The following is a 24498-nucleotide window of genomic DNA, read 5'->3' as shown; positions in this document are numbered from 1 at the left end:
GGCTTCGACATGACGGAACGGTCCGATGGCGAAACCATCGCAAACATCTCGACGGAGTTTCTGGAGTACCAGTACCACGTGCTGGGGATTACCCAGTTCCTGAACGATCCGCAGGTCACGGAAATCTGCATCAACCGTCCGGGCGAGGTGTTTCTGGAGACGGTCAAGGGCTGGCAGCGCATCGATGTGCCGGGGCTGACCTTTGACCGTGCGCGCCAGTTCTGCACGACGGTGGTCAATGAGAGCAAGACCGGGCAGCGCATCACGGCGGTCGACCCGGTGGTGTCGCTGACCTTTCCGACTGGCCAGCGTGCGCAGTTCGTGCTGCCGCCAGCGGTGCCGGCGGACCATGTGTCGATCACCATCCGCTTGCCGTCGCGCTACACCAAGTCGCTCAACCAGTACCAGGAAGACGGCTTCTTCGCCCAGATCCTGGACGACACGGGCGGCATCAGCACGATGGACGAAGAACTGCTGGCACTCAGGAAAGCCAAGGACTACCACGGCTTCTTCAGCAAGGCGGTGTTCTACAAGAAGAACATCGTGGTTTCCGGCGCCACCGGCAGCGGCAAGACCACGTTCATGAAATCGCTGGTCACGCACATTCCCGAAGACGAGCGGCTGATCACCATCGAAGACGCGCGCGAGCTGTTCATCGAGCAGCCCAACCGCGTGCACCTGATCTATTCGCGTGGCGGACAGGGCACGGCCAACGTGACGGCCAAGGGCTGCATGGAGGCTTGCCTGCGCATGAAGCCGGATCGCATCATCCTGGCCGAAATCCGGGGCGACGAATCGTTCTATTACATCCGCAACTGCGCGTCGGGCCACCCGGGCTCGATCACCAGTTGCCACGCCGGCAGCACCAGCCAGACCTGGGACCAGATGGCGCTGATGGTCAAGGCCTCGCCCGAAGGCGCGGGTCTGGACTTCAACGAAATCAAGCGGCTGCTGATGCTGACCATCGACGTGGTGGTGCACATCAAGGCCCATGCGGGTCAGCGCTACATCACCGGCATCGACTTCGACCCGCAGCGCAAACAGGCGCTGGAGTCATGACATTCAAGGAGGACATCGTGAAAATCAAAACAACATTGACCATCGGCCTGCTGGGCCTGTGCGCTGCCGCCGTGCAGGCCGCCACGCCCGCGCCTGCCACCGGGCTGACCCCCGTGGACATGCGCGGCCTCTGGTTCCTGAAGAACGAGCAGGGCGCCGCCAAATGTGCGGCATACCTGGGCCGCAAGCCGGTCGAGCCCGATCCGGGGGCGCTGGTGATCAGTGAGCGCCAGTTGCAGCTGTGGGCGGAAAACACCCAGACCACGATGTTCTTCGTGACCGACATCCAGGCACGCCGCGCCAACACCTGGCGCCTGCAGGCCCTGGTCGACGTGCCGCCGTACGAAAAACCCAAGGTGCTGGAGACCTATGTCTTCGAGCTGCGCCAGGACGAGCTGCTGTGGTCCAAGCGCCGCAACGACGACCAGTTGCCCGAGCAGGTGGACACCGAGGTGTTTGCCCGCTGCGGATACTGAACCGGTCAGACCGCAGGGGGACGAACCATGGAAAAATCAAAAATCTGGCGTAGCGTGACGGGCCTGGGGCTGTTGCTCGCGGTCTCCGCATGTTCGAACATGCCCCTGGACTTCCTGCGCCCGCAGGCACAGGGCCTGGAGACGCTGTCGCAGAAAGTGGGGCCCGAAGGTTCACCGCTGAGCTTCGCGTTCGAGTTCGACGACAAGGCCGATGCCGCCGACGGGGAGGTCGGGTCCGGCTACATCGTGGTCAGCCAGGACGGCAAGGAGCTGCAGGCCCTGCCGCATGCGTTTGAAATGCCCCGGGATCGCCTGGACCGCCGCGAGTGGCTGTCCTTCAAGGACTTCAACGGCGACGGCTTGATGGACTTCAAGGTCACGCGCATGTACGTGATGGATGGCAAGGTGTCGGTGGACAGCCTCTACCAGTTCGACGCCAAGACCGGCCGCTTTGCCCAGGTCGACGTGGTGTCCAACGCGGGGGAGATCCAGTCGACGGCGCCGAACTGCGTGTCGTTGAAGGTGGTCGCCGCATCGGGCACCACCAAGATGGAGAGCCACTGCTATGTCGCTGCGTCGGGCCGCTGGGTGCGCGGCAAACCGGAGAGCGTGCGCAAGACCCAGGTGGCCGAACGCGTGGACGCTGCATGCGAGGCCGGCAGCCCGGAGCTGATCGCCTGTCGCCGCGCCCGCATCGAACAGGACAAATCCCTGCTGACCCTGGTGCGTGACTACCGCAATGGCCGCATGCAGACCCTGCAGGCGGTGCATGGGAAGGACTACGCCCAGGCCTACGCGCGCAGTCAGGACCTGGACCACAGCAGCTGGCGCACCTACCGGGACGCGCGTTGCGCCTCGCAGTCGCGCGAGCAGTCGGTGCCGGTCAAGGATTTGCCCGCCGCCACCGAGCTGTGCCGCTACGAATGGTCGCGCGACCAGCTGCGCCGCTACAAGGACCAGATCGCCCGCCTGTCCGACGGCAAGGGCAAGGCACGGCAATGAGGCGTGCCGCCTGGCTGCTGGCTCTGGTGCTGCTGGTGGTGGCACTCGCGACCGGGACCTACCTCAGCACCTACCTGATGGCCTGGTGGCTGGACCTGCCGCTGCAGCAGCTTGGCTGGACGGATTACTGGCGCTACTGGTCGGCGTATGCCGATGCGCCCAGGTACGGCCGCGTGATCAAAAGCAGCGGAATGATCGGTTTTGCGGTGCCGGTGCTGCTGCTTGGCGGCCTGGCGCTGGTGCTGCTGATGCGCAAGAAGCCCAGCCTGTATGGCGAGGCCCGCTTCGCGACGCTGGGTGACCTGCGCAGCCGCAAGATGCTCAAGCCCGAAGACACCGCGCTGGTGGTGGGCAAGAAAGACGGGCAGTTCGTCTATTTCAATGGGCAGCAGTTCGCACTGCTGGCAGCGCCAACCCGTTCGGGCAAGGGCGTGGGCATCGTGATTCCCAACCTGCTGAGCTACCAGGGCTCGGTGGTGGTGCTCGACATCAAACAGGAAAACTTCGACCTCACCAGCGGCTTCCGTGCGCGCTACGGACAGTCGGTCTATCTGTTCAATCCGTTTGCCGAAGACCGGCGCACACACCGCTGGAACCCGCTGTCCTACGTGTCGCAGGACCCCAACTTCCGGGTCAGCGACGTGCAGAGCATCGCGGCCATGCTCTACCCGGTGTCGGACCTGCACAAGGACCCGTTCTGGGCCAACCAGGCGCAGAACGCCTTTGTCGCGTTCAGTTTGTACGCCTTCGAGCAGTCCGCCTACATGGCCGAGCAGTACGACGTGCCGTTCGAAGTGCCGACCATGGGCGGGCTGTACCGACTGGCCTCGGGCCGGCCGGGGCAGGAATTCAAGGCCTACCTGGGAGAGCTGGCCGCCTGGCCGCACCTGAGCCCCAGCGCGCGCACCGCGTTCTCGACCCTGCTCGGACAGGCCAACGAGACCTTCGCCAGCATCATGGGCACGTTCAAGGAACCGCTCAACCCCTGGCTCAACCCGGTGGTGGACGCGGCGACCAGCGCAGACGACTTCGATCTGCGCGATGTGCGCAAACGCAAGATGAGCATCTACGTCGCGATCCAGCCCAACAAGCTGGCCGAGAGCCGCCTGATCCTCAACCTTTTCTTCAGCCAGCTGATCAACCAGAACACGCGCGAACTGCCGCAGGCCAACCCGGACCTCAAGCACCAGTGCCTGTTGTTGATGGACGAGTTCACCAGCATCGGCCGCATCGACATCATTGCACACGCGGTGAGCTTCATGGCCGGCTACAACCTGCGCCTGATGCCCATCATCCAGAGCATGGCGCAGCTGGAGTCGACCTACGGCAAGGAAAACGCCCGCACCATCATGACCAACCACGCGTTGCGCATCATCTTTGCGCCGCGCGAGCAGCAGGACGCCAACGAGTACAGCGAGATGCTGGGCTACACCGGCGTGCGCAAGGACAGCGTGAGCCGCAGCCGCTCGCGCGAGAGCAGCGTCACGCGCAGCGAGAGCGAGGAGCGCCGGGCGCTGATGCTGCCGCAGGAACTCAAAGCCATGGGCGACGACAAACAGATCCTGCTGGTCGAGGGCATGGCGCATCCGGTGATGTCCGAGAAGATCCGCTACTTCCAGGACGCCATCTTCAAGGAGCGGCTGTTGCCCAAGGTCGACGTTCCGCCGCTGGTGCTGCCGTCGGACCGCCCCGCTGCGACAACCACCCGCGTGGCATCCGCGGTGGTGCCCCTGCGGCCCCAGGACCTGCCTGCCGATGTGCCCAGCGTGCAGCAGTCGCTGGAACGGCAGTTCGAGGTCCACCGCGAACGCACGCCGGATACCCCCATGGAATACACCGGCCTGGGCGGCGTCACCAGCGAGATCGACGCCGTGCTGGCGCAACTGGAGCGCTGAGTTGCGGCGGTGAGCCGTGCTTTCCCGCGAGGCTGACCGGTGTCGGTCGCGTAAGGTCGGGCGCCTAAAATCGCCGTCCCAGGGCTGGGCACTCCTTCGCGCCAGCCGATCTTCCGATTCCTATGACCCGCAAATATTTCGGTACCGACGGCATCCGCGGTACGGTTGGCCAGGCGCCGATCACGCCCGATTTCGTTCTCAAGCTGGCGCACGCCGTGGGCCGTGTGCTCAAGCGCACCGAGGAGCATCCGACGGTGCTGATCGGCAAGGACACGCGGATTTCCGGCTACATGCTGGAAAGCGCGCTGGAGTCTGGCTTCAACTCCGCGGGCGTGGATGTCGTGCTGCTCGGCCCGGTGCCGACACCGGCGGTGGCCTACCTGACCCGGGCGCAGCGCGCCAGTCTGGGCGTGGTGATCTCCGCCAGCCACAACCCGTTCGGCGACAACGGCATCAAGTTCTTCAGCGCCCAGGGCAACAAGCTCTCGGACGAGTGGGAGCAGGCGGTTGAGGCGGAGTTGGCGCTGGACCCGGTCTGGGCCGATTCGCGCAATCTGGGCAAGGCGCGGCGCATGGACGATGCGGCCGGGCGCTACATCGAGTTCTGCAAGAGCACCTTTCCGAACGACCTGACGCTCAAGGGCCTGAAGATCGTGGTCGACGCGGCCAATGGGGCGGCCTACCAGATCGCGCCCGCCGTGTTCCACGAGCTGGGTGCCGAAGTGGTGCGCATCGGCTGTTCGCCCGACGGCCTGAACATCAACGACGAGGTCGGTGCGACCCACCCGCAGGCGCTGGTCGCGGCCGTGCAGGTGACCGGGGCCGACTACGGTGTGGCGCTGGACGGGGACGCGGACCGGCTGCAGCTGGTCGACGCGGCTGGCCGGCTGTTCAATGGCGACGAACTGCTGTACCTGATCGCGGCCGACCGGATCGCCCGCGACGACGAGGTGCCCGGCGTGGTCGGTACGCTGATGACCAACATGGCGGTCGAGGTCGCCTTCAGGAAGAAGGGCGTCAAGTTCGTGCGCGCCAAGGTCGGTGACCGCTACGTGCTCGAAGAGCTGGAACGCCACGGCTGGATTCTCGGCGGTGAGGGGTCCGGCCACCTGCTGGTGCTGGACAAGCACACCACCGGCGACGGCCTGGTGTCCGCGCTGCAGGTGCTGCAGGCTTGTGCCGGCAGCGGAAAGACCATGGCGCAGCTGCTGGCCGAGGTGACCCTGTTTCCGCAGACGCTGATCAATGTGCGGCTGCAGCCGGGACAGGACTGGAAAGCCAACCAGCAGCTGGCCGACGAAACGACGGCGGTCGAGGCCGAGCTGGGCGAGACCGGCCGCGTGCTGATCCGGGCCAGCGGCACCGAACCGCTGTTGCGCGTGATGGTCGAGGCACGCGACCCCGATCAGGCCAGGGCCTGCGCCGAGCGGCTGGTCGCCGCGGTGAAGGCCGGCTGATGGCAGCCGCTTTCTCGGTCCGTCTGGCCGATTACAGACGCCCCTCCGACGCGGACGCGCTGGTGCGCTTGCTGGACGCCTATGCCAGCGATCCGGCCGGCGGCGGCGAGCCCCTGAGCGACTACGCCAAGGCCCATCTGGTGCCCGAACTGGCGGCCCGTCCGCAGGCCTTCAGCATCCTGGCCTTCGACGGCGAACAGGCGGTCGGGCTGGTGAACTGCATCGAGGGTTTTTCGACCTTCAAGTGCAAGCCGCTGGTCAATGTGCACGACGTGGCCGTGCTGGCCAGCCACCGCGGGCGTGGCATTGCCGAGGCGATGCTGGCCGAGGCCGAGCGCATCGCCGTGGAGCGCGGCGCGGTGAAGATGACGCTGGAAGTGCTCTCGGGCAATGCGCCGGCGGTCAAGCTCTACCGGCGCATCGGTTACGAGGGTTACCAACTGGACCCGGCGATGGGCACGGCCCAGTTCTTCCAGAAGTGGATTTAGGTCCACCCCCGCGCCGACTGCGGCGTCACCCCCTCAAGGGGGCGATGCTTGCGGCCCGGCGGAGCCGGTTCCAATGCATCCTGGCCTGAAGGCACTTCTCTTGTTGCTCAGTAGAGCAGGAACGGCTTTCTGGTTTCGGTCCAGGCCGCTTCGTCGGGTGCGGCGACCGCTTCCAGGTCGGCCGCGGTTGCGTTCATGTCGTCGACCCACTCGCGCAATGCCGGCCCGCCGTTGATCAGGTCGATGGCCAGGCGGTCGCTCTCGTATTCGTAGGGGAAGTCGCGCCAGAGCGGGTAGTCGAAGGCCTGTTCGCGCAGCGCCTTGAAGGCCAGGGCCTGCAGGCGCCAGGGCTGGAAGGCTGCGTGGTCGTAGTGCTGCGGGTCTTCGACGTGGATCTGCACGCCGGCGCAGAGCTTGCCCGCATGCTTGTGGAAGGTGGGCTCGAACCAGCATTCGCGCAGCCGGCAGCCGGCGAGCCATTGCGGCGCGATGCGGCGCATGTCGGCCAGCAGGCGGGTGGTGTCGATGTCGGGGGCGCCGAAGAGTTCGAGCGGGCGCGTGGTGCCACGGCCTTCGCTGAGCGTGGTGCCTTCGAGCATCACGGTGCCGGCGTAGGCCCGCGCCATCCAGAGGTTGGCGGCGTTGGGGCTGGGGTTGACCCAGGTTCTCTCCAGCGGCCAGCCGAAACCCGGCGCCGCGTCGGGCTGCCAGCCCTGCATGGTGATGACGCGGTACTCGACGTCCAGCTTGAGCCGGGCGATGAACCAGTGGCCGAGTTCGCCCATGGTCATGCCGTGGCGCATGGGCATGGGGCCGGCGCCCACGAAGCTCTCCCAGCCTTCGCGCAACAGGGTGCCTTCGACCGGCCGGCCGGCCGGGTTGGGGCGGTCCAGCACCCAGACGGCCTTGCCGTGCTTGGCCGCGGCTTCGAGCACGTAGCGCAGCGTGGTGATGAAGGTGTAGATGCGGCAGCCCAGGTCCTGCAGGTCGACCAGCAGCACGTCAAACGTGTCCATCATCGCGTCGGTCGGACGGCGGACTTCGCCGTACAGGCTGAACACCGGAATGCCCAGGCGCGGGTCGTGGAAGTCGGGCGACTCGACCATGTTGTCCTGCTTGTCTCCGCGCAGGCCGTGCTGCGGGCCGAAGGCGGCGCTGAGCTTCACGTCGGGCAGGGCGGCGATGGCGTCCAGCGAATGGGTCAGGTCGCGGGTGACCGAGGCCGGGTGGGCCAGCAGGGCAACGCGGCGGCCCGCCAGCGGCGCGCGCAGCGCGGGGTCTTCAAGGAAACGTTCGAGGCCGAATTTCATGCGGACACTGTGGAAAAGAGGATCAGGCCGGCGCCAACGAGCGGCCGGCCGGGTGGTGGAAGTCGGGGCGGTCGGCGTGCGGGTGTCGCAGCGCCCAGTAGCTCAGTGGGCCGCCGGTGGTTTCGAGGACGGCGGTGAGGCCGACACGGCCGGGCGCCGCAGGCAACAGCGCGCGGGGTATCCAGGCGCGCAGCTGCAAAGCGTCTGTCGTGGTCTGGACCTCTATCGACGGCCCGATGGCCGGCGGGGTGTCGTCGGCGACACGCTCGCGCTCGGCGGCGAAACGGTAGACCGCCCACTGGCCCGACGGCGAGAAATTGAATTCGCGGTAGCCCGGGCCGTCACCGTCCTGCACGAAGGCTTCGAAGCAGGTGTGGCGCCATAGACCATCGGCGGGGCCGGGTGTCTGGGGCACCGGAACGGCCAGCGTGCCAACCAGTCCTTCGACCAGGTAGTGCAGCCACCAGCCTGGTTCGGCCGCACCGTCGACGATCTGTACACCGGCGCGGATGGAAAGACCACCGGGTCCCGGAGCGGCCGGATGAGCCTGCAATGCCAGGAGGCTGGCGGGCTCGGCAGGAACAGGGGAATCCGGCATCAGGGCTGGTAGCACTTGCCGGCAGGGTCGACATCGATGCGGATCAGCTCGTTGCCGCCCGCCGACCAGAAGTTGCCACTGGTGAAGGTCAGACAGCCCTCGCCGCGGTAGAGCGCGATGCCGCGGCGCGCATCGTTGCCGAGGTAGAACGGAATCCAGCGCTTGGCGGTTTCGCTGCCGTACATGCCGTCGTAGGGGCCGATCAGCTTCACCACCTGCTGCAGCTCCATGCCGACCTTCAGCCTGGCGAAGCGGCTGTCGGGCGCGGGCGTGCCGCTGATCTCGCCTTCGGTCTTGCCGTCGGCCGAGCGCACGGTGCGCACCTCGTTGCCCGACGCGGCCTTCGGCACGGCCGGCGCTTTTTCTTCCAGCGAGGTGCTGGCGCAGCCGGCGAAGCTCGCGGCCAGCACCAGCGCGGCGGCAAGCAGAACAGGCTTGTGAGCGGACATGACGGACTCCTTGATCGCCGTGAGACGGTGCCGCCGATTGTAGTGAGCGGGGTTGGAGGTCTTAGGGCGTGGCCGCGGGGCCGAAGCGGTGCTGCGAACGGTTCACGAAGGCCACCAGCGACAGCATCACCGGCACCTCGACCAGCACGCCGACCACGGTCGCCAGCGCGGCGCCCGAGTGCAGGCCGAACAGCGAGATCGCGACCGCCACGGCGAGCTCGAAGAAGTTCGAGGCGCCGATCAGGCAGGCCGGGCCGGCGATGTTGTGCGGCAAGCGCAGCCAGCGCGCACCGAGGTAGGTAAGAGCGAAGACGCCGTAGGTCTGGACCAGCAGCGGGATCGCGATCAGCACGATCACCATCGGTTGCGCGAGGATGGTTTCCGCCTGGAAGCCGAACAGCAGCACGACGGTGGCGATCAGGCCGACCACCGACCAGGGCTTGAGCCGGCCGACGAAGGCGGCCACCGATGCCGCGCCGCCCCGGGCCAGCAGCGCCTGCCGCGTCAGGACACCCGCCACCAGCGGCAGCACGACGTACAGCGTGGTCGACAGCAGCAGGGTCTGCCAGGGCACGGTCAGGTCGGTCACGCCCAGCAGGAAGGCCGCGATGGGCGCGAAGGCGACGACCATGATGAGGTCGTTGAGCGAGACCTGCACCAGGGTGTAGTTCGGGTCGCCCTTCATCAGCTGGCTCCAGACGAACACCATCGCGGTGCAGGGCGCCACGCCCAGCAGGATCATGCCGGCGATGTAGTCGCTGGCCGACTGCGGATCGACCCAGCCGGCGAAGACGTGGCGGAAGAACAGCACGCCCAGCGCCGCCATGGTGAAGGGCTTGACCAGCCAGTTGATGGCCAGGGTGAGCAGCAGGCCCCTGGGCCGCTTGCCGACGTCGCGCACGGCGGCGAAGTCGATCTGGATCATCATCGGATAGATCATCACCCAGATCAGCACGGCGACCACGAGGTTGACGTGGGCGAGCTCGAGCGCGGCGATGGCGGCGAAGGTGGTCGGCGTGAGCAGACCCAGGCCCACACCCGCGAGGATGCCCAGACCGACCCAGACGGTGAGATAGCGTTCAAAGAGTCCCATGGGTGTGTTCTCAGCCTTGTTGCACCAGGTCCCGGGCCGTCTGCTGCAGCCGCAGCCGGTCGACACCTTCCAGCGGCAGGTTCACCAGCAACTCGATGCGCCGGCGGATCGCCAGCAGCGTGAGCCGGAACGCGTCGAGCCGTTCGGCTTCTGTGCCGGTGGCGTTGGAAGGATCGGGGTAGCCCCAGTGCGCGGTGGCCGGATGGCCGGGCCAGAACGGGCAGGCTTCACCCGCCGCGTTGTCGCAGACGGTGATCACCAGATCCATGTGCGGCGCGTCGGGCTGGGCGAACACGTCCCAGCTCTTGCTCGACAGGCCTTGTGTGTCGATGCCGGCGTCCTGCAGGGCGCGCAGCGCCAGCGGGTTGGGTTGCTGGTTCTCGCGCGGGCTGCTGCCGGCGGAGAAACCGCGGAAGCGCTGCACGCCGTCCTTGTGGCCCAGGTGGTTGAGCAGGGCCTCGGACAGGATGGAACGGGCGGAGTTGTGCGTGCAGAGGAACAGCACGTTGAGGGTGTCTGGCATGGGTGTGTTCAGTGAAGAGGTTGGTCGGGTTCGGGCAGCACGACGACGGGCGAGAAGCCGCCGCCCTCGGTGCGGAAATTGGTGGTCTGGCCGGTCCAGGTGCGGGCGGCCAGCAGCTGTACCTGGCCGCGGTAGCTGTAGGCGCGCAGGTCGAGCTTGAGGCGCGCGGTCTGTTCGCCGACGCGCACCAGGCGCTCGCTGGGTGGCACGGTGGTCTGCGCCACGTAGTCGCCGGCCAGGATTTCTTCCCAGACCCGGCGCGTGAGCTTGTCGCCGCGGTAGGTGGCACGGGCACCGAAGCCGGCGGCGGGCTTGAAGAACAGCGTGCGGCGTTGGGCCCAGAGGGTGTCGGCAATCTCTGGTGTGACGCGCCGGGTGGTCGGGACCACGCGGCGCAGGACGTCCCGGTCCGCCTCCGTCACGCCCCAGGCCGCGAGCTGCGCGTCGTCGGACAGCGCGATCAGGTTGTGCTTGTGGGCATGGAGCGCGTGGGTGCGCGGGTGCGGCGTGAGCACCACCGCGCCGGCTTCGTGGGCCAGGCGCAGTGCGGTGTGCGCTTCGTCCTGCAGGTAGAAATCGGTCAGGCGGTTGTAGACCATGTCGACCGGCTGTTCCGGCCACGCGGGATGCCAGAGCGCGCCGTCGCGCCATTGCAACTCGCCCGGATCGGCCACGACGGCCTGCAGCCCGTGGGCCGCGAACAGGGCGCGGGCCAGTTCGAATTCGGGCGCCAGGTACTGCGCCTGCGGTGCGTCGTCGACGATCAGCACATTGCGCCAGGGCGCCAGGCCCCGTTGCGCGGTCCACTCGGCGCGGAACATCGCCACGAACACCTCGTCGAGCGTCTTGAGCTGGTCCTGCGGATCGAACAGCAGCGGGAACGACGCACAGCAGGCGCGATGGGCACGGGCCAGGGCGGCATTGAGGAAAGCGCCGCCGGCGTTGCTGTTGATCTCGATCAGGCGTGGACCGTCATCGCCGAGGTGAAAGTCGATGCCCATGAACACGCCGGCCGGACCGTGGTCGAGACGGGCAATCTCCGGCGCGCGCGCCAGCGCCTGCTGCCGCCAGGCGGGCAGGGCGACGACGCGCTCGATGGCAGCGACCGCCCGGGTGATCTGCGTCTGCACACCGGGGTCGAGGAACACCGCCGATCTCGAGAACAGGTGCGGGTGGGTCTGCGCCAGGCGCTCGGTCAGGCCGGCCAGCGCGGGCGAGGTCTCCAGCTGCTCTCGCAGGCGCGGTGTTTCCAGCGTCTGGCAGGCGCAACCGAGGTTGAGGGTCTCCGCGAGGTTCATGCCTGGTCTCCGCAGTCGACGCAGCCGGTGGGCGTGACCTCGCAGGCCTGGCCGCCGCAGCAGTGTTCGGTCAGGTAGCCGAGCAGGGCGCTCATGCGGTCGAAGTGCGCGCGGTAGATCAGGCGGCGGCCCTGCGGCTCCGCGCTGACCAGATCGGCGTGCACCAGCTCCTTGAGGTGGAACGACAGCGAACTCGGCGCCACGTCCAGCCGCTCGGCGATCGCCCCCGGCGTCATGCCGGCCGGCCCGGCGACCACCAATTCCCGAAACGCCCGCAGGCGCACCGCCTGCGACAGGGCCGTGAGCGCACGCAGGGTCTGCTGTTCGAGGGGGGTAATGGTTTCCATATTTCAATGATAGTCGAAATATGGAATCGATAAAAAAATGTTGGCCGGAAAGACCGCTGCGCGGCTGGCACAGCGGACGCAGGGCGTGTGCTCGGCCTCAGGGGGGGGTGGCTTGGCGCGCCACCCGACCGGGCGCAGGCGTGGCGGTGCCTCCGATCAGGTCGCGGGCACGGTGGCACGCGACCCGCAGTCGATGCCCTCCCGCATGGCGGTCCATTTGTGGTCGCTCGCGGCCGAGGCCAGCACCCGCTCGATGAACCGCACCCCGCGGGCACCGGCTTCGATGCGCGGGTAGTCCGCCGCCAACGGGTCGGCGGCCACGCCCTGCAGGCGCGCGCGGATGTCGGCGGCCACGCCCAGGTAGACGTTGGCAAAGGCCTCGATGAAGCCCTCGGGGTGGCCGGCGGGCAGGCGCGAGGCGCGCACGGCGGCTTCGCACAGGCCAGCCGAGGCGCGGGTCAGGGTGCGCGGCGGGCCGTCCAGCGGCAGGTGCAGCAGCTGGTTGGGGTTCTCCTGGCACCAGACCAGGCTGCCGGTGGTGCCGCTCACGCGCAGGCGCAGGTCGTTCTCGCTGCCGGAGCAGATCTGCGAGGCGATCAGCACACCGCGCGCGCCGCCCGCGAGGCGCAGCAGCAGGTTGGCGTCGTCGTCGAGCGTGCGGCCCGCGCCCATGGCGCTGAGGTCGGCGCAGAGCGCTTCGATTTCCAGCCCGGTCACGGTGGTGAGCAGGTTTTCGGCGTGCGAGCCGATGTCGCCCATGGCGCCTGCGGCGCCGCTGAGCGCCGGGTCCACGCGCCAGGCCGCCTGCTTGCTGCCACTGGCTTCCACGGCCGTGGCCAGCCAGCCCTGGTGGTACTCGACCACCACCTTGCGCACCGTGCCGATGGCGCCGCTTTGCACCATGTGGCGCATCTGGCGCACCAGCGGGTAGCCGGTGTAGTTGTAGGTCACGCCGAACACCGTGCCCTGCCGGTTGACGGCGGCCACCAGTTCCTGGGCCTGCGCGCTGGTGTGCACCAGCGGCTTGTCGCACACCACATGGAAACCCGCCTCCACGAAGGCCAGGGCCACGGGGTGGTGCAGGTGGTTGGGCGTGACGATGGAGACGAAGTCGATGCGCTCTTCGGGCGGGCGGCGCAGCTCGTCGGCCAGCAGGTCCTGCCAGCGGCCGTGGTTGCGGTCGTCGGCCAGGAAGAGGTCGCGGCCCGAAGCCCGCGCCTTGTCGGGGCTGCTGGAGAGCGCGCCGGCCACCAGTTCGATCTGGCCGTCCAGCGCGGCGGCCTGGCGGTGCACGGCGCCGATGAAGGCGTCGCGGCCGCCGCCCACCATGGCGTAGCGCAGGCGGCGTGGTGTGTGGGCAAAGCTCATGGGGCTTGCTGGTCTTTGGCGAACACGGCGTCGAACGCGCCGGCCGCCGGTTTGAAATCCAGGCGCTTGCAGAAGGCCGCGCTCTCGGTGGCGCCGTGCTCGCGGTCCATGCGGCTGTCTTCCCACTCGACGCTCAGCGGGCCCTGGTAGCCCACGTCGTTGAGGGCGACGATGATGGATTCGAAATCGATCATGCCGCGGCCCACGCTGCGGAAGTCCCAGCTGCGGCGGGCGTCACCAAAGCTGGTGTGGCCGCCGAAGGTGCCCACGGTGCCGTCGCCCTTGCCCCACCAGGCGTCTTTCATGTGGGCGTTGAAGATGCGCGGGCCGAAGCTGCGGATGAAGCGGATGTAGTCCACCCCCTGGTAGGCCAGGTGGCTGGGGTCGAAGTTGAAGCCGAAACGGCGGTGCTGGTTCACCGCGGCCAGCGCGCGCTCGCTGGTGGCGATGTCGAACGCGATCTCGGTGGGGTGCACCTCCAGCGCGAAATTGACGTCCACCGAGTCGAAGACGTCGAGGATGGGCGTGAAGCGCGCGCCGAAGTCGGCAAAGCCTTTGTCCCAGTAGGCCTGGCTGGTGGGCGGGAAGGCGTAGATGGAATGCCAGATGGACGAGCCGGTGAAGCCGGTGACGGTCTTCACGCCGAATTTTTGGGCCGCCCGGGCGGTGTCCTGCAGCTCGGCGGCGGCGCGCCGACGCACGCCCTCCGGGTCACCGTCGCCCCACACGTGCGAGGGCAGGATGGATTGGTGGCGCTCATCGATCAGGTCGCACACCGCCTGGCCCACCAGGTGGTTGCCGATGGCCAGGCACCGCAGGCCGTGGCTGGCGAGCAGGGCGTGTTTGTCTTGCACGTAGGTGGCGGAGGCCAGGGCCTCCTGCACGTTGAAATGGTCGCCCCAGCAGGCGAGCTCCAGGCCGTCGTAGCCCATGCATTTGGCCATGGGGGCCAGCTCGGCCAGGGGCAGGTCGGCCCACTGGCCGGTGAACAAGGTGACAGGTCTTGCCATGGAGAGGCTCCGGAGATGAGAGGGGTGGCCTGTGGCGGAACGCCGTTGAGGTCAGCGCGGCTGGCGCTGGTTCAACGGGGGCCACAGGCCGGGGGCGGGTGGGGTCATCCACCCGGGGCCTCAGAACGGGGAGTTGGGGAAGTAGAAATTCCGCGCCGTGTCCTTGGTGATCAGCACCGACGGGATGATGGTGTTGGCGGGCAGCTTGGCGCCTTTCAGGCGGGCTTCGGCCGTCATCTTCACCGCGTCGTAGATGAACTTGGGCGAGTAGGACACGTTGGCCTGGATGCGCGGGTCGCTGCCGTCCATCAGGGTCTTGATGGAACCCTTGGCGCCGGCACCGCCGAACACCAGCTTGATGTCGGTGCGCTTGGCCTGGTCGATGGCCTTGAGCACGCCCACCGACATGTCGTCGTCGGCGGCCCAGACGGCGTCGATCTGCGGGAAGCGGGTCAGGTAGTCCTGCATGACCTTGAACGCATCGTCGCGGTTCCAGTTGCCGTACTTGGCGTCCAGCACCTTGATGCCGGGGAAGGCTTTCAGGCCGGCGTTGAAGGCGTCGTTGCGTTCGTTGTCCACGTTGGAGGCGATGCCGCGCAGCACCACCACATTGCCCTTGCCGCCCAGCGCCTTGCCGATGTAGGCGGCCGGCACTTCGCCAAACGTGGTGTTGTTGGGGGCCACGTAGGCGTCTTGCGCGCTGGTGTCGGTCAGGCCGCGATCCACCACGGTCACGTACACGCCTTTGCCCTTGAGCTGGGCCACGGGCTTGGTCAGGGCGGCCGATTCGAAGGGCAGCACCACCAGGGCGTTGATCTTGTTCACGGTCAGCAGGTCCTGCAGCTGGTTGGCCTGTTCGGGCGAACCGCTGGCGGTCTTCACGATCACTTCCAGGCCGGGGTTGGCTTTCTCCAGCTCGGCCTTGGCCTGGTTGGCCCAGAACACCACGCCCGCCATGAAGCTGTGCGTGGCGGCCGGGATGGACACCCCGAGCACCACCTTGTTCTGCGCGAAGCTGGGGGTGGCGCCGAGAGCGGCCATGGCCACGGCGGTCAGTGCGAGTCTGCGTGTGATGGTTGTCATTTCAGTTGTCTCCTGGGTGCAGGTGGAAAAAACAGCGTTGTGCTGTGGTGGAAAAATTTATCTTTTTGATCGCTGCATGAAAGCGACCGCGATGATCACGAAGCCTTGGACGGCCGCGTTGAGGTACACGCTGATGATGCTGGTGAGGTTCAGGATGTTGCTGATGACCGAGAGCAGCACGGCGCCCACCACCGTGCCGGTGATGGTGCCCGCGCCGCCCTTGAGCGCGGTGCCGCCCACGATCACGGCGGCAATGGCTTCCAGCTCCCACAGCAGGCCGGTGGTGGGCGAGGCCGAGCCCAGGCGCGGCACATAGAGCAGGGTGGCGATGCCCACGCACACGCCCAGCAGCACATAGGTCAGCACCTTCACCCGGTCCACGTCCACGGCGGCGTAACGCGCCACCTGTTCGTTGGAGCCGATGGCCTGCACATAGCGGCCGAAGGTGGTGCGGTTCAGGATCACGCTGCCCAGCAGCGCCACGGCCAGGAACACCCACACGGGGATGGGAATGCCGGCCACGCTGCCGTAGTACACCGGGCTGTAGACGTCGGTCAGCTCGTTGTCCAGCGTGATGGCGCCGCCGTTGGAGAAGTAGGTGAGGTAGGCGCGGAAGATGCCCAGCGTGCCGAGCGTCACGATGAAGGGCTCGATGCGCCCCTTGGTGATCAAGAGGCCGTGCGCCAGGCCAAACGCGGCGCCCAGCACCAGCGCCAGCGCCATGCCCATCACCACGGTGCCCACGGGCGAACCCAGCACGGGACCGAGCTGGTTCATGGCCAGGATCACGCTGCCCGCGATCAGCGCGGCCATGGAGCCCACCGACAGGTCGATGCCGCCCGAGACGATGACGAAACACATGCCCACGGCAATGATGCCGATGAAGGCCGTGCGCGTGAGCACGTTGGTGATGTTGTCCAGCGTGGCGAAGTTGCTGTTGAGCAGCGTGCCCACCACGCACAGCACCACCAGGCCGATCACCGGGCCCATGCCCTGCAGCTTGGCAAGCCACTGGCCGGCTTGGCCGGTCGTGGCCGTTTCAGTGGGTTCCTGTGGCATGGGCGATGAGCTCCTCTTCGGTGAGTTGTCGGGATTCCAGAACGGTCTGCAGCCGGCCCGCGCGCATCACCGCCACGCGGTGGCACAGGCCAATGAGTTCCATGAGTTCGCTGGACACGATGACCACGGCCAGGCCCTGGCTGGCCAGCTTCTGGATCAGCAGATAGATGTCGCGTTTGGCGCCCACGTCCACGCCGCGCGTGGGTTCGTCCAGCACCACGACCTTGGGGCCCGGGTGCAGCACCTTGGCCAGCGCCACCTTCTGCTGGTTGCCGCCCGACAGGCTGGACGCCTTGATGTGCAGGCTGCCGGTGCGGATGCCGAATTCGTCCACCGCGCGGGCCAGCGCCTGGTGTTCCTGCGCGGGTTGCAGCAGGGGCGTGGCGTAACGCTCCAGCGCCATGAGCGTGAGGTTCTCGCGCAGGCCGAAGTTGACGTGCAGGCCCTTGCCCTTGCGGTCTTCGCTCAGGTAGGTCAGGCCCAGGCGCACGGCGTCGCGCGGGTGGCGGATGGTTTGCACGCGGCCTTGCAGCTCGACGGTGCCGGCGCTGCAGGCGCGCAGGCCCATGATGCCTTCGAAGAGTTCGGTGCGGCCCGCGCCCACCAGGCCGGCAAAGCCCAGGATCTCGCCGGGGCACACTTCAAAGCTCACGTCCGTCGCCCAGCCCGGCACGCTCAGGCCTTGCACGCGCAGCGCCGGTGTGGCGGCGGCGGGCGGCGTGGCCTTGGGCGGGTAGAGGTCGGCCAGTTCGCGGCCCACCATCAGGTTGGCCATCTGCTGGCGCGTGAGGCTGGCCGTGGGCTGCTGGGCCACGCAGCGGCCGTCGCGCATCACCACCACCTGGTCGGTCATGCGCTCCACCTCGTCCAGCTTGTGCGAGATGTAGACCAGGGTCACGCCCTCGCTTTTGAGCTGGCGCATCAGGCCGAACAGGCGCTCGGTCTCGGTGGGCGTGAGCGTGGCCGTGGGCTCGTCCATGATGAGCAGGCGCGCCTTGCGCAAGAGCGCCCGCGCAATTTCCACCAGCTGCTTCTCGGCCACGATCAGGTCTTTGACCCGCGTGTTCACGTCGGCCGTGAGGCCCACCTGCGCGATGGCCTGCTGGGCCTCGGCGCGCATGGTCTCTTCATCCAGCCACAGGCCGCCCCAGCCGCGTTTCTTTTCGTGGCCCAGGAACAGGTTCTGCGCGATCGTCAGGTCTTCGGCCAGGCTGAACTCCTGGTGGATCAGCACGATGCCCTGGGCCTCGGCGTCGCGGGAACTGGCGAACGCCCGGGGCTGGCCGTTGAGCAGCACGGCGCCGCCGCTGGCCTGTTCAAACCCGGCCAGGATCTTCATCAGCGTGGACTTGCCCGCGCCGTTTTCGCCCAGCAGGCCCAGCACCTGGCCCGTGGGCACGGCGAAGTCCACGCCGTGCAGCACCTGCACCGGGCCGAAGGACTTGGTGGTGCCGCGGAATTCGACCTGCATGGCGTGCGGGTTCATGCGCTGACCCTCCGGTGCTTCAAAGTCTCCTGCATGGCCAGCACGCCGGCGCCCACCACGCCCGCGCGTTCGGCCAGCGGCGTGTACTGGATCTCCAGGTGCCGCGTGGACAGGGCCAGCGAGCGCTGGTACACGCTTTGCCGCACCGAGGCCAGCAACTGCGGCCCCGTGCGCGTGAGCCCGCCGCCAATGAACACGTGCGAGGGGTTGAAGAAGTTCACCACCGAGGCCAGCATCTGCCCGATGCGGTTGCCCGATTCCTGGATGATGCGGTTGGCCGCCGCGTCGCCGTTGCGGCTGGCCTGGCCCACCAGCTCGGGGGTGATCACGCCGTTGGCTTCCAGCGAGGCGGCCAGCAAGGGGCTTTCGCCCGAGGTGGCGGCTTCGGTGGCGGAGCGCACGATGGCCGGGGCGGCCGCCATCACCTCCACACAGCCCAGCTTGCCGCAGTGGCAGCGCGGGCCGTCCACGTCCACGCAGATATGGCCCACATCGCCGGCCGAGCCGTTGGCGCCGCGGTAGACCTCGCCGTGGCAGACGATGCCGCAGCCGATGCCGGTGCCGACCTTGATGACCAGGAAGTTCTGCAGCCCGCCCTGCAGGCGCCACAGTTCGCCCAGCGCCATCAGGTTCACGTCGTTGTCCACGAACACCGGCGCGCTGTACTCCTCGCGCAGGTAGTCGCGGATCGAGAAGCTGTCCCACTCGGGCATCAGCGGCGGGTTGACCAGCTGGGCGCTTTCAAAGTCCACCGGGCCGGGCACGCCCAGGCCGATGGCGATGACCTGCTTGGGCGTCACGCCGCACTGGGTAAGCAGCTGGCGCATCAGCACGCGCAGGCGGGCCAGCACCACGCCGGGGCCGGTGCGCACGTCGGCGGTTTCGGTGTGGCGGGCCAGCACGGTCAGGTCCGGGCGCAGCACGGCCACGTCCAGGCTGGTGGCGCCCAGGTCCACGCCCACCAGCACGCCCAGGCCGGGGCTGAGCTTGATGGTCTCGGGCCGGCGCCCGCCGGTGGAGCCACGCAGGCCGCTCTCTTCCAGCAGGCCCGCGTCCAGCAGGCCGGTGATCAGGTTGTTGGTCTTGCTTTTGGAGAACGCCAGGCGCTCGGCCAGCGCCAGGCGCGAGCTGTCTTCAGACCAGAAGATGGTCTGCAGCAAGGTCGTCTCGTTCAGCGACAGGTTGTCCCAGGGTGCCAAAGTCTGTCTCCTGCATTGTTGTGTGTCACCGCCTGGCCCAAGGGGGTGCGTGCGGATCGTAGGCGTGCGTCTTCCGCCATACAAGATCGAACTTAGGACAAATTCAGGTCAAAGTCGAGACGTTCCAGACCATGGAAAGCGTTCGGAAACGGCAAAGCCGGCCCCAACAGGGACCGGCAGACCGGGCATGACCCGTCGGGGGTCAATAAACCGATGGGATCAGGATCTCGTCCGGCACTGCCTGGCGCTTGTAGTCCTCGTGCCGCTCGCGCGGCGGCAGCACGATGGCCGGGCGCTCGATCTCGTGGTATGGCATCTGCTCCAGCAGGTGGTGGATGCAGTTCAGGCGCGCCTTCTTCTTGTCGTCGGCCTGCACCACCCACCAGGGCGACTCGGGAATGTGCGTGCGCTCGAGCATCACTTCCTTGGCCTTGGTGTATAGCTCCCAGCGGCGGCGCGATTCGAGGTCCATCGGGCTGAGCTTCCACTGCTTGAGCGGGTCGTGGATGCGGCCCATGAAGCGCATGTGCTGCTCCTCGTCCGAGATCGAGAACCAGTACTTGATGAGCTGGATGCCGTTGCGCACCAGCATCTTCTCGAACTCGGGCACGTCGCGGAAGAAGGCCTCGTACTGCTCGTCGCTGCAGAAGCCCATCACCTTCTCGACGCCGGCGCGGTTGTACCAGCTGCGGTCCAGCAGCACGATCTCGCCGCCGGCCGGCAGGTGCGTCACGTAGCGCTGGAAGTACCACTGGGTGCGCTCGCGGTCGTTGGGCGCGGGCAGGGCGACCACGCGGCAGACCCGCGGGTTCAGCCGCTGGGTGATGCGCTTGATCACGCCGCCCTTGCCGGCCGCATCACGCCCCTCGAAGATGATCACGACCTTGTGCCCGGTCGCGACCACCCAGTCCTGCAGCTTCACCAGCTCGCCCTGCAGCCGGAACAGCTCGCGGAAATAGCCGATCCGGCTGGAGGCGCTGGTCTGGGGACGCGCCGCGTCCTCGCCCAGCCGGTCCTCCATCTCCAGCTCGAACTCCTCGTCCAGCGAGTCCAGCAGGTCTTCACGCAGTTGCGCAATCTGCTGCTCGGTGTGCTGCGGAGCGGTGGTGTGCGTGCGGTCGTCCACGTCAGCTCCCGATCACGCCGCCGTCGTTCTTGGTGATCACGATGGTGGCCGAGCGCGGGCGCTTGCCGGCGCCGTAACCGGCGTTGGCGGGCCACTGGCTCTGGTACTTGCCAGGGTCGGTCACATCGGCCATCTTGGTGTTTTCGCCCGGGTGCTGGATGTTGATGAACACCGCACGGCCGTCGGCGGTTTCGCACCAGCCGGTGATCTCGCAACCCTTGGGGCCGACCAGGAAGCGCGCCAGCGTGGTGGGTGTCGGGGTCTTGCCCACGTAGGTGGTGACTTCGCGGTCGCCGTGCTTGAGGGTGCGAGCGGTGCCGTCGCCGACCTTGCCGGGGATCGCGGCCAGCATCATGCAGTTGGTCTTGTCGGTGTAGGCGCCGTCGTCGGTCTGGATCCAGCAGATGCCGGTGGCCGGGCTGAACACCAGACCGTCGGGCGAGGACATGTCGTTGACGTCGGTCAGGCTGGAGAGGTTGACGCTGGACTTGTCGGCGTCCGCTTCCGAGCCGAACACATAGATGTCCCACTTGAACGCCGAGCCCGACGGCGAGGCGTCGGCCAGGCGGACGATGTGGCCGTTGACGTTGCCCTTCTGCTCCTTGCCGTCCTTCAGGTCGGTGTAGGCGCGCGGGTTGGCGCTGTCGGCCGTGGCGGCGGTGCGGTTGCTGTTGTTGGTCAGCGTGAAGTAGACCTCGCCGGTGTGCGGGTGCACGCCGTTCCATTCGGGGCGGTCCATCTTGGTGGCGCCCACGGCGTCGGCCGCCAGGCGGGTGAAGATGGCGACGTCGGCGTTGCTCTTGAACTCGAAGTACGAGCCGCCGGCCAGCACCGGGTTGTCGATCGACAGTTCCAGCCACTGGCCGCTGCCATCGCCCTTGAAGCGGGCGGCGTACAGCGTGCCCTTGTCCAGGTACTTGTCGCCGGCGGCCAGGCGGTTGGCGGGCGACGCGTCCTTGGGGTCCCACTTGGCGTCGGACACGAACTTGTAGATGTATTCGCCGCGGGCGTCGTCGCCCATGTAGCAGACGATGGGCTGACCGGCCACCGGCCTGGCGAAGGCCACGCTTTCGTGGGCGAAGCGGCCCAGGCCGGTGCGCTTGCGCAGGGCGGCCTGGGGGTCGTAGGCGTCCACCTCGACCACATAGCCGAAGGTGTTCATCTCGTTGCGGTAGTCCTCTTTGGCGCTGGCGCCGATGGCGCCGTTGTTCCAGCGCACGAAGCGGTCTTCGCTGCCGCCGCTTTCCCAGCCGTGGCGGCTGGCATCGCCGGCCTTGCGGCCGTAGCGCTTGAGCGCCTGCACCTGCTTGTCTTTCTTGCGGGCGTCGTCGTCCTTGGCATCGCGGAAGAAGTAGCCGTTCCAGTTCTCTTCACCGCTGACCAGCGTGCCCCAGGGCGTCTTGCCGGTGCCGCAGTTGTTCAGCGTGCCGCGGCACTGCGTGGCGTCGGCGCTGTGCTTGGTGACCAGGTGTTCGCTGCCGCGGGCCGGGCCGTGGATGGCGCCGGGCGTCATGGTGGTGATGCGGCGGTTGAACGGCGAGGCGGCCTTGTAGGCCCACTGCTTGCCGTCGGACTGCACCTCGACGAAAGACAGGCCGTGGATGGCCAGTTCCTTGTCGATCTCGGCCGCAGGCCGCGGCAGGGTGGAGGTGCCGCCGTTGGCGTGGATGAAGAACGACGAGAGCTTTTCGTCGGTCGTGGCTTCGTGGTTCACGCCCAGGATGCCGCGGCTGTTGTAGCCGGCCGAGGGCTTGCCCTGGGCGTCCAGGCCGAACCACTCCATGCCGTCGTGGTGGTCGCCGGCGCGCTGTTCGAAGGCGGTGTCGGTGCCGTCGTTCTTGTAGGCCGGCACACCGGCGGCCAGCGGGTCGCCCAGCGCGTAGATCACCTGGGCCGTGTAGCCCTCGGGCACCACCACCGTGTCGGCCAGGCTCTTGGCCACCGGCTTGAAACCCAGGCGGTCCATGTGGGTGGCACTGCCGCCGCCGGTGGTCGCACAGGCGGTCAGCGCCGAGGTACCGGCCACGGCACCGGCCAGGCCCGCACCGCGCAACAGACCGCGGCGGCTCAGGCGCGACTGCAGGATCTGGTCGAAAGCGGGGTTGTCGGAGGTGTTGGAGTTCTCGTCGTTGAACAGGGATTCGGCTTTCATGGGTGTTCCGGCGTAGGGGTTGGAAATGAACGTGCCGCAGTCTGTCTGCCGGTGATGAATGTTTTGTGACGCTTGTGCGGCATGGCCATGACAGGTGGTCTTGCGCCGTCACGAAAGATTCATGGGACTGCCACGTCCGGTACACGGTGCCCCACCAGCATGACAGGACATGAGCAACACCTACCCCCAACCTGCGTCGCTGGTCGACGCAATCGTCACCCAGGAGTCTTCCATGCGCGAACTGCCGACCCCGACACTGGACCTCTCTCCGATGCCCGACTTCCGGAGGTCGCTTCATCCAAGCTCGCCAACAACTGCCGCGGTGGTGGTCCCTGGCGGCGTGGAAAAACTCGCCGCCGGCATCGAGATCGGCTGGGCCCGGCATCTGGATGAGGTTCGCGAAGCGCAACGCCTGAGGCACGAGGTGTTCGCCGGCGAGATGGGTGCGATCCTGTCGAACGCGGTGCCGGGACACGATGTCGACCTGTTCGACGACTACTGCGAACACCTGCTGGTGCGCCACGGCGAGACGCGCCAGGTGATCGGCACTTACCGCGTGCTCACGCCCGAGCAGGCCAAGCGCGCCGGCAGCACCTACAGCGACACCGAATTCGACCTGGTGCGCCTGCGCCACCTGCGCGGACAGATGGTGGAGCTGGGCCGCAGCTGCGTGCACCGCGACCACCGCCAGGGCAGCGTGATCATGGCCCTGTGGGGCGCACTGGCCGCCTTCATGCAGCGCAACGGCCTGGACACCATGATCGGCTGCGCCAGCATTCCGATGAACCACGAAGGCGAACACGGCGTGGTCGGTGGCGGGCACGCCGCCGCCAGCATCTGGCGCCAGGTGAAAGACAAGCACATGGCGTCCATCGACTGCCACGTGCGGCCGCGCCTGCCGCTGCCGATCGAGCAGCTCGACAGCTCGCTGGACGTCGAGCCGCCGGCCCTGATCAAGGGCTATCTGCGGCTGGGCGCCAAGGTCATGGGGCCGCCGGCCTGGGACCCGGATTTCAACGCCGCCGACCTGCCGATGATCATGCGCATCGCCGACATGCCGCCACGTTACCGGCGCCACTTCCTGGGAGCTTGAAATGGCTCCCCCCCGCGCCACCTTCGGTGTCACCCCCCAGGGGGGGCGGTGCCTGTGGCCCGGCGGAGCCGGTTCCACGGCACCTCTGGATGGGGTCACTTCTGTGGCCGCGCATCGGTTTCGCGCGGTGTTTGTTTCGGACATCCACCTCGGGACGGCCGGCTGCCAGGCCGAGGCGCTGCTCGATTTCCTCAAGCACCATCCGAGCGAAACGCTGTACCTGGTCGGCGACATCGTCGATGGCTGGCAGATGCGGCGTCGCTGGTTCTGGCCGCAGGCGCACAACGACGTGGTGCAGAAGCTGCTGCGGCGGGCCCGCAAGGGCTGCCGGGTGGTCTTCGTGCCTGGCAACCACGACGAGTTCGCGCGCCAGTTCGACGGCCTGCACTTCGGCGGCATCGAGGTCGCCAACGAGGCGGTGCACACCACCGCCGACGGCCGGCGCCTGTGGGTGATCCACGGCGACCACTTCGACGGCGTGATCCAGTGCGCCAAGTGGCTGGCCTATGTGGGCGACCGCGCCTACGGCATCACGCTGGAAATCAACCGCCATTTCAACCGCGTCCGCCACCGCCTGGGCATGCCGTACTGGTCGCTCTCGCAATATCTGAAGCACAAGGTCAAGCGCGCGGTCAGCCACGTCAACCACTTCGAGCAGGCGGTCGCCGCCGAAGCGCGGGCGCGGGGCTTCCAGGGCGTGGTCTGCGGCCACATCCACCGGCCCGAGATGCGCAAGATCGACGGCACGCTCTACCTGAACGACGGCGACTGGGTCGAGAGCCTGTCGGCGCTGGTCGAACACCTGGACGGGCGCCTGGAGCTGGTGCACTGGCACCGCCTGGGCCACGGCGACCTGTCGATGCCCGAGCCCGAGCCGGAGGCCGAGACCGCCGACATGGTGCCCGCCTGAACCGGGAACCAAGGAGA

At 67.6% G+C, this 24498-nt stretch carries 23 protein-coding genes; 8 read left to right on the top strand and 15 right to left on the bottom strand.

All coding sequences use genetic code 11. The features are described from left to right. Positions 1-9 precede the first annotated feature (9 nt). The 6 genes from virB11 to ACS5NL_RS12945 all read left to right on the top strand — a co-directional run bounded on the left by virB11 (position 10) and on the right by ACS5NL_RS12945 (position 6377). On the top strand, positions 10-1059 hold the full coding sequence (gene virB11, locus ACS5NL_RS12970) for a P-type DNA transfer ATPase VirB11 (RefSeq protein WP_439354246.1): 1050 nt from the start codon (positions 10-12) through the stop codon (positions 1057-1059). A gap of 17 nt (positions 1060-1076) precedes the next feature. Then, positions 1077-1535, top strand: a complete 459-nt coding sequence (locus tag ACS5NL_RS12965; protein ID WP_439354245.1) for a hypothetical protein — start codon at positions 1077-1079, stop codon at positions 1533-1535. Between the two features lie 99 nt (positions 1536-1634). Beyond that, complete coding sequence (locus tag ACS5NL_RS12960) at positions 1635-2537, top strand: hypothetical protein (RefSeq protein WP_439354244.1); 903 nt, start codon at positions 1635-1637, stop codon at positions 2535-2537. Further along, complete coding sequence (locus tag ACS5NL_RS12955; protein WP_439354243.1) at positions 2534-4432, top strand: type IV secretory system conjugative DNA transfer family protein; 1899 nt, start codon at positions 2534-2536, stop codon at positions 4430-4432. Before ACS5NL_RS12960 ends, ACS5NL_RS12955 begins: the two co-directional genes overlap by 4 nt. A gap of 122 nt (positions 4433-4554) precedes the next feature. Continuing rightward, positions 4555-5889 (top strand): phosphoglucosamine mutase, encoded by a 1335-nt coding sequence (gene glmM / locus ACS5NL_RS12950; RefSeq protein ID WP_439354242.1) that lies wholly within the window; start codon positions 4555-4557, stop codon positions 5887-5889. Continuing rightward, entirely contained in the window at positions 5889-6377 is a 489-nt protein-coding gene (locus ACS5NL_RS12945) for a GNAT family N-acetyltransferase (protein ID WP_439354241.1), read from the top strand. The genes glmM and ACS5NL_RS12945 overlap by 1 nt, the downstream gene beginning before the upstream one ends. A gap of 107 nt (positions 6378-6484) precedes the next feature. Here the strand turns inward: ACS5NL_RS12945 and ACS5NL_RS12940 are convergent, their stop codons facing one another. The 15 genes from ACS5NL_RS12940 to ACS5NL_RS12870 form a co-directional block, all read right to left on the bottom strand. Further along, positions 6485-7687, bottom strand: coding sequence for an exo-beta-N-acetylmuramidase NamZ family protein (locus ACS5NL_RS12940; protein ID WP_439354240.1), 1203 nt, complete (start codon positions 7685-7687; stop codon positions 6485-6487). Between the two features lie 22 nt (positions 7688-7709). Continuing rightward, positions 7710-8285, bottom strand: a complete 576-nt coding sequence (locus ACS5NL_RS12935) for a DOMON-like domain-containing protein (protein ID WP_439354239.1) — start codon at positions 8283-8285, stop codon at positions 7710-7712. Then, positions 8285-8734 (bottom strand): hypothetical protein, encoded by a 450-nt coding sequence (locus ACS5NL_RS12930; protein ID WP_439354238.1) that lies wholly within the window; start codon positions 8732-8734, stop codon positions 8285-8287. The genes ACS5NL_RS12935 and ACS5NL_RS12930 overlap by 1 nt, the downstream gene beginning before the upstream one ends. Positions 8735-8795: 61 nt before the next feature. Continuing rightward, positions 8796-9827, bottom strand: a complete 1032-nt coding sequence (gene arsB, locus ACS5NL_RS12925; protein WP_439354237.1) for an ACR3 family arsenite efflux transporter — start codon at positions 9825-9827, stop codon at positions 8796-8798. Between the two features lie 10 nt (positions 9828-9837). After that, on the bottom strand, positions 9838-10350 hold the full coding sequence (locus ACS5NL_RS12920) for an arsenate reductase ArsC (RefSeq protein ID WP_439354236.1): 513 nt from the start codon (positions 10348-10350) through the stop codon (positions 9838-9840). An 8-nt stretch (positions 10351-10358) separates the two neighbouring features. Further along, entirely contained in the window at positions 10359-11648 is a 1290-nt protein-coding gene (locus ACS5NL_RS12915; RefSeq protein WP_439354235.1) for a hypothetical protein, read from the bottom strand. Then, on the bottom strand, positions 11645-11995 hold the full coding sequence (locus ACS5NL_RS12910) for an ArsR/SmtB family transcription factor (RefSeq protein ID WP_439354234.1): 351 nt from the start codon (positions 11993-11995) through the stop codon (positions 11645-11647). The genes ACS5NL_RS12915 and ACS5NL_RS12910 overlap by 4 nt, the downstream gene beginning before the upstream one ends. Positions 11996-12151: 156 nt before the next feature. Next, entirely contained in the window at positions 12152-13363 is a 1212-nt protein-coding gene (locus ACS5NL_RS12905) for a Gfo/Idh/MocA family protein (RefSeq protein ID WP_439354233.1), read from the bottom strand. Next, positions 13360-14373, bottom strand: a complete 1014-nt coding sequence (locus ACS5NL_RS12900; RefSeq protein ID WP_439354232.1) for a sugar phosphate isomerase/epimerase family protein — start codon at positions 14371-14373, stop codon at positions 13360-13362. The genes ACS5NL_RS12905 and ACS5NL_RS12900 overlap by 4 nt, the downstream gene beginning before the upstream one ends. 120 nt (positions 14374-14493) lie before the next feature. Next, positions 14494-15414 (bottom strand): substrate-binding domain-containing protein, encoded by a 921-nt coding sequence (locus tag ACS5NL_RS12895; protein ID WP_439354444.1) that lies wholly within the window; start codon positions 15412-15414, stop codon positions 14494-14496. A 99-nt stretch (positions 15415-15513) separates the two neighbouring features. Continuing rightward, complete coding sequence (locus ACS5NL_RS12890; RefSeq protein ID WP_439354231.1) at positions 15514-16515, bottom strand: ABC transporter permease; 1002 nt, start codon at positions 16513-16515, stop codon at positions 15514-15516. Next, positions 16496-18001, bottom strand: a complete 1506-nt coding sequence (locus ACS5NL_RS12885; RefSeq protein WP_439354230.1) for a sugar ABC transporter ATP-binding protein — start codon at positions 17999-18001, stop codon at positions 16496-16498. The genes ACS5NL_RS12890 and ACS5NL_RS12885 overlap by 20 nt, the downstream gene beginning before the upstream one ends. Continuing rightward, entirely contained in the window at positions 17998-19200 is a 1203-nt protein-coding gene (locus tag ACS5NL_RS12880; protein ID WP_439354229.1) for an ROK family protein, read from the bottom strand. Before ACS5NL_RS12880 ends, ACS5NL_RS12885 begins: the two co-directional genes overlap by 4 nt. A 202-nt stretch (positions 19201-19402) precedes the next feature. Beyond that, positions 19403-20278: a polyphosphate kinase 2 gene (gene ppk2 / locus ACS5NL_RS12875; protein ID WP_439354443.1), complete on the bottom strand. Its 876-nt coding sequence runs from the start codon at positions 20276-20278 to the stop codon at positions 19403-19405. 49 nt (positions 20279-20327) lie between these two features. After that, positions 20328-22478: a PhoX family protein gene (locus ACS5NL_RS12870; protein WP_439354228.1), complete on the bottom strand. Its 2151-nt coding sequence runs from the start codon at positions 22476-22478 to the stop codon at positions 20328-20330. A 232-nt stretch (positions 22479-22710) separates the two neighbouring features. Here ACS5NL_RS12870 and ACS5NL_RS12865 point away from each other — a divergent pair, with 232 nt between their 5' ends. Both ACS5NL_RS12865 and ACS5NL_RS12860 read left to right on the top strand, forming a co-directional pair. Next, entirely contained in the window at positions 22711-23571 is an 861-nt protein-coding gene (locus tag ACS5NL_RS12865; protein WP_439354442.1) for a GNAT family N-acetyltransferase, read from the top strand. Position 23572: 1 nt separating this feature from the next. Beyond that, complete coding sequence (locus ACS5NL_RS12860) at positions 23573-24481, top strand: UDP-2,3-diacylglucosamine diphosphatase (protein WP_439354227.1); 909 nt, start codon at positions 23573-23575, stop codon at positions 24479-24481. Positions 24482-24498 lie beyond the last annotated feature (17 nt).

This window comes from Hydrogenophaga sedimenti (assembly GCF_051857515.1).
GTDB lineage: Bacteria > Pseudomonadota > Gammaproteobacteria > Burkholderiales > Burkholderiaceae_C > Hydrogenophaga.
This window is presented reverse-complemented; position numbering and strand designations above follow the sequence as displayed.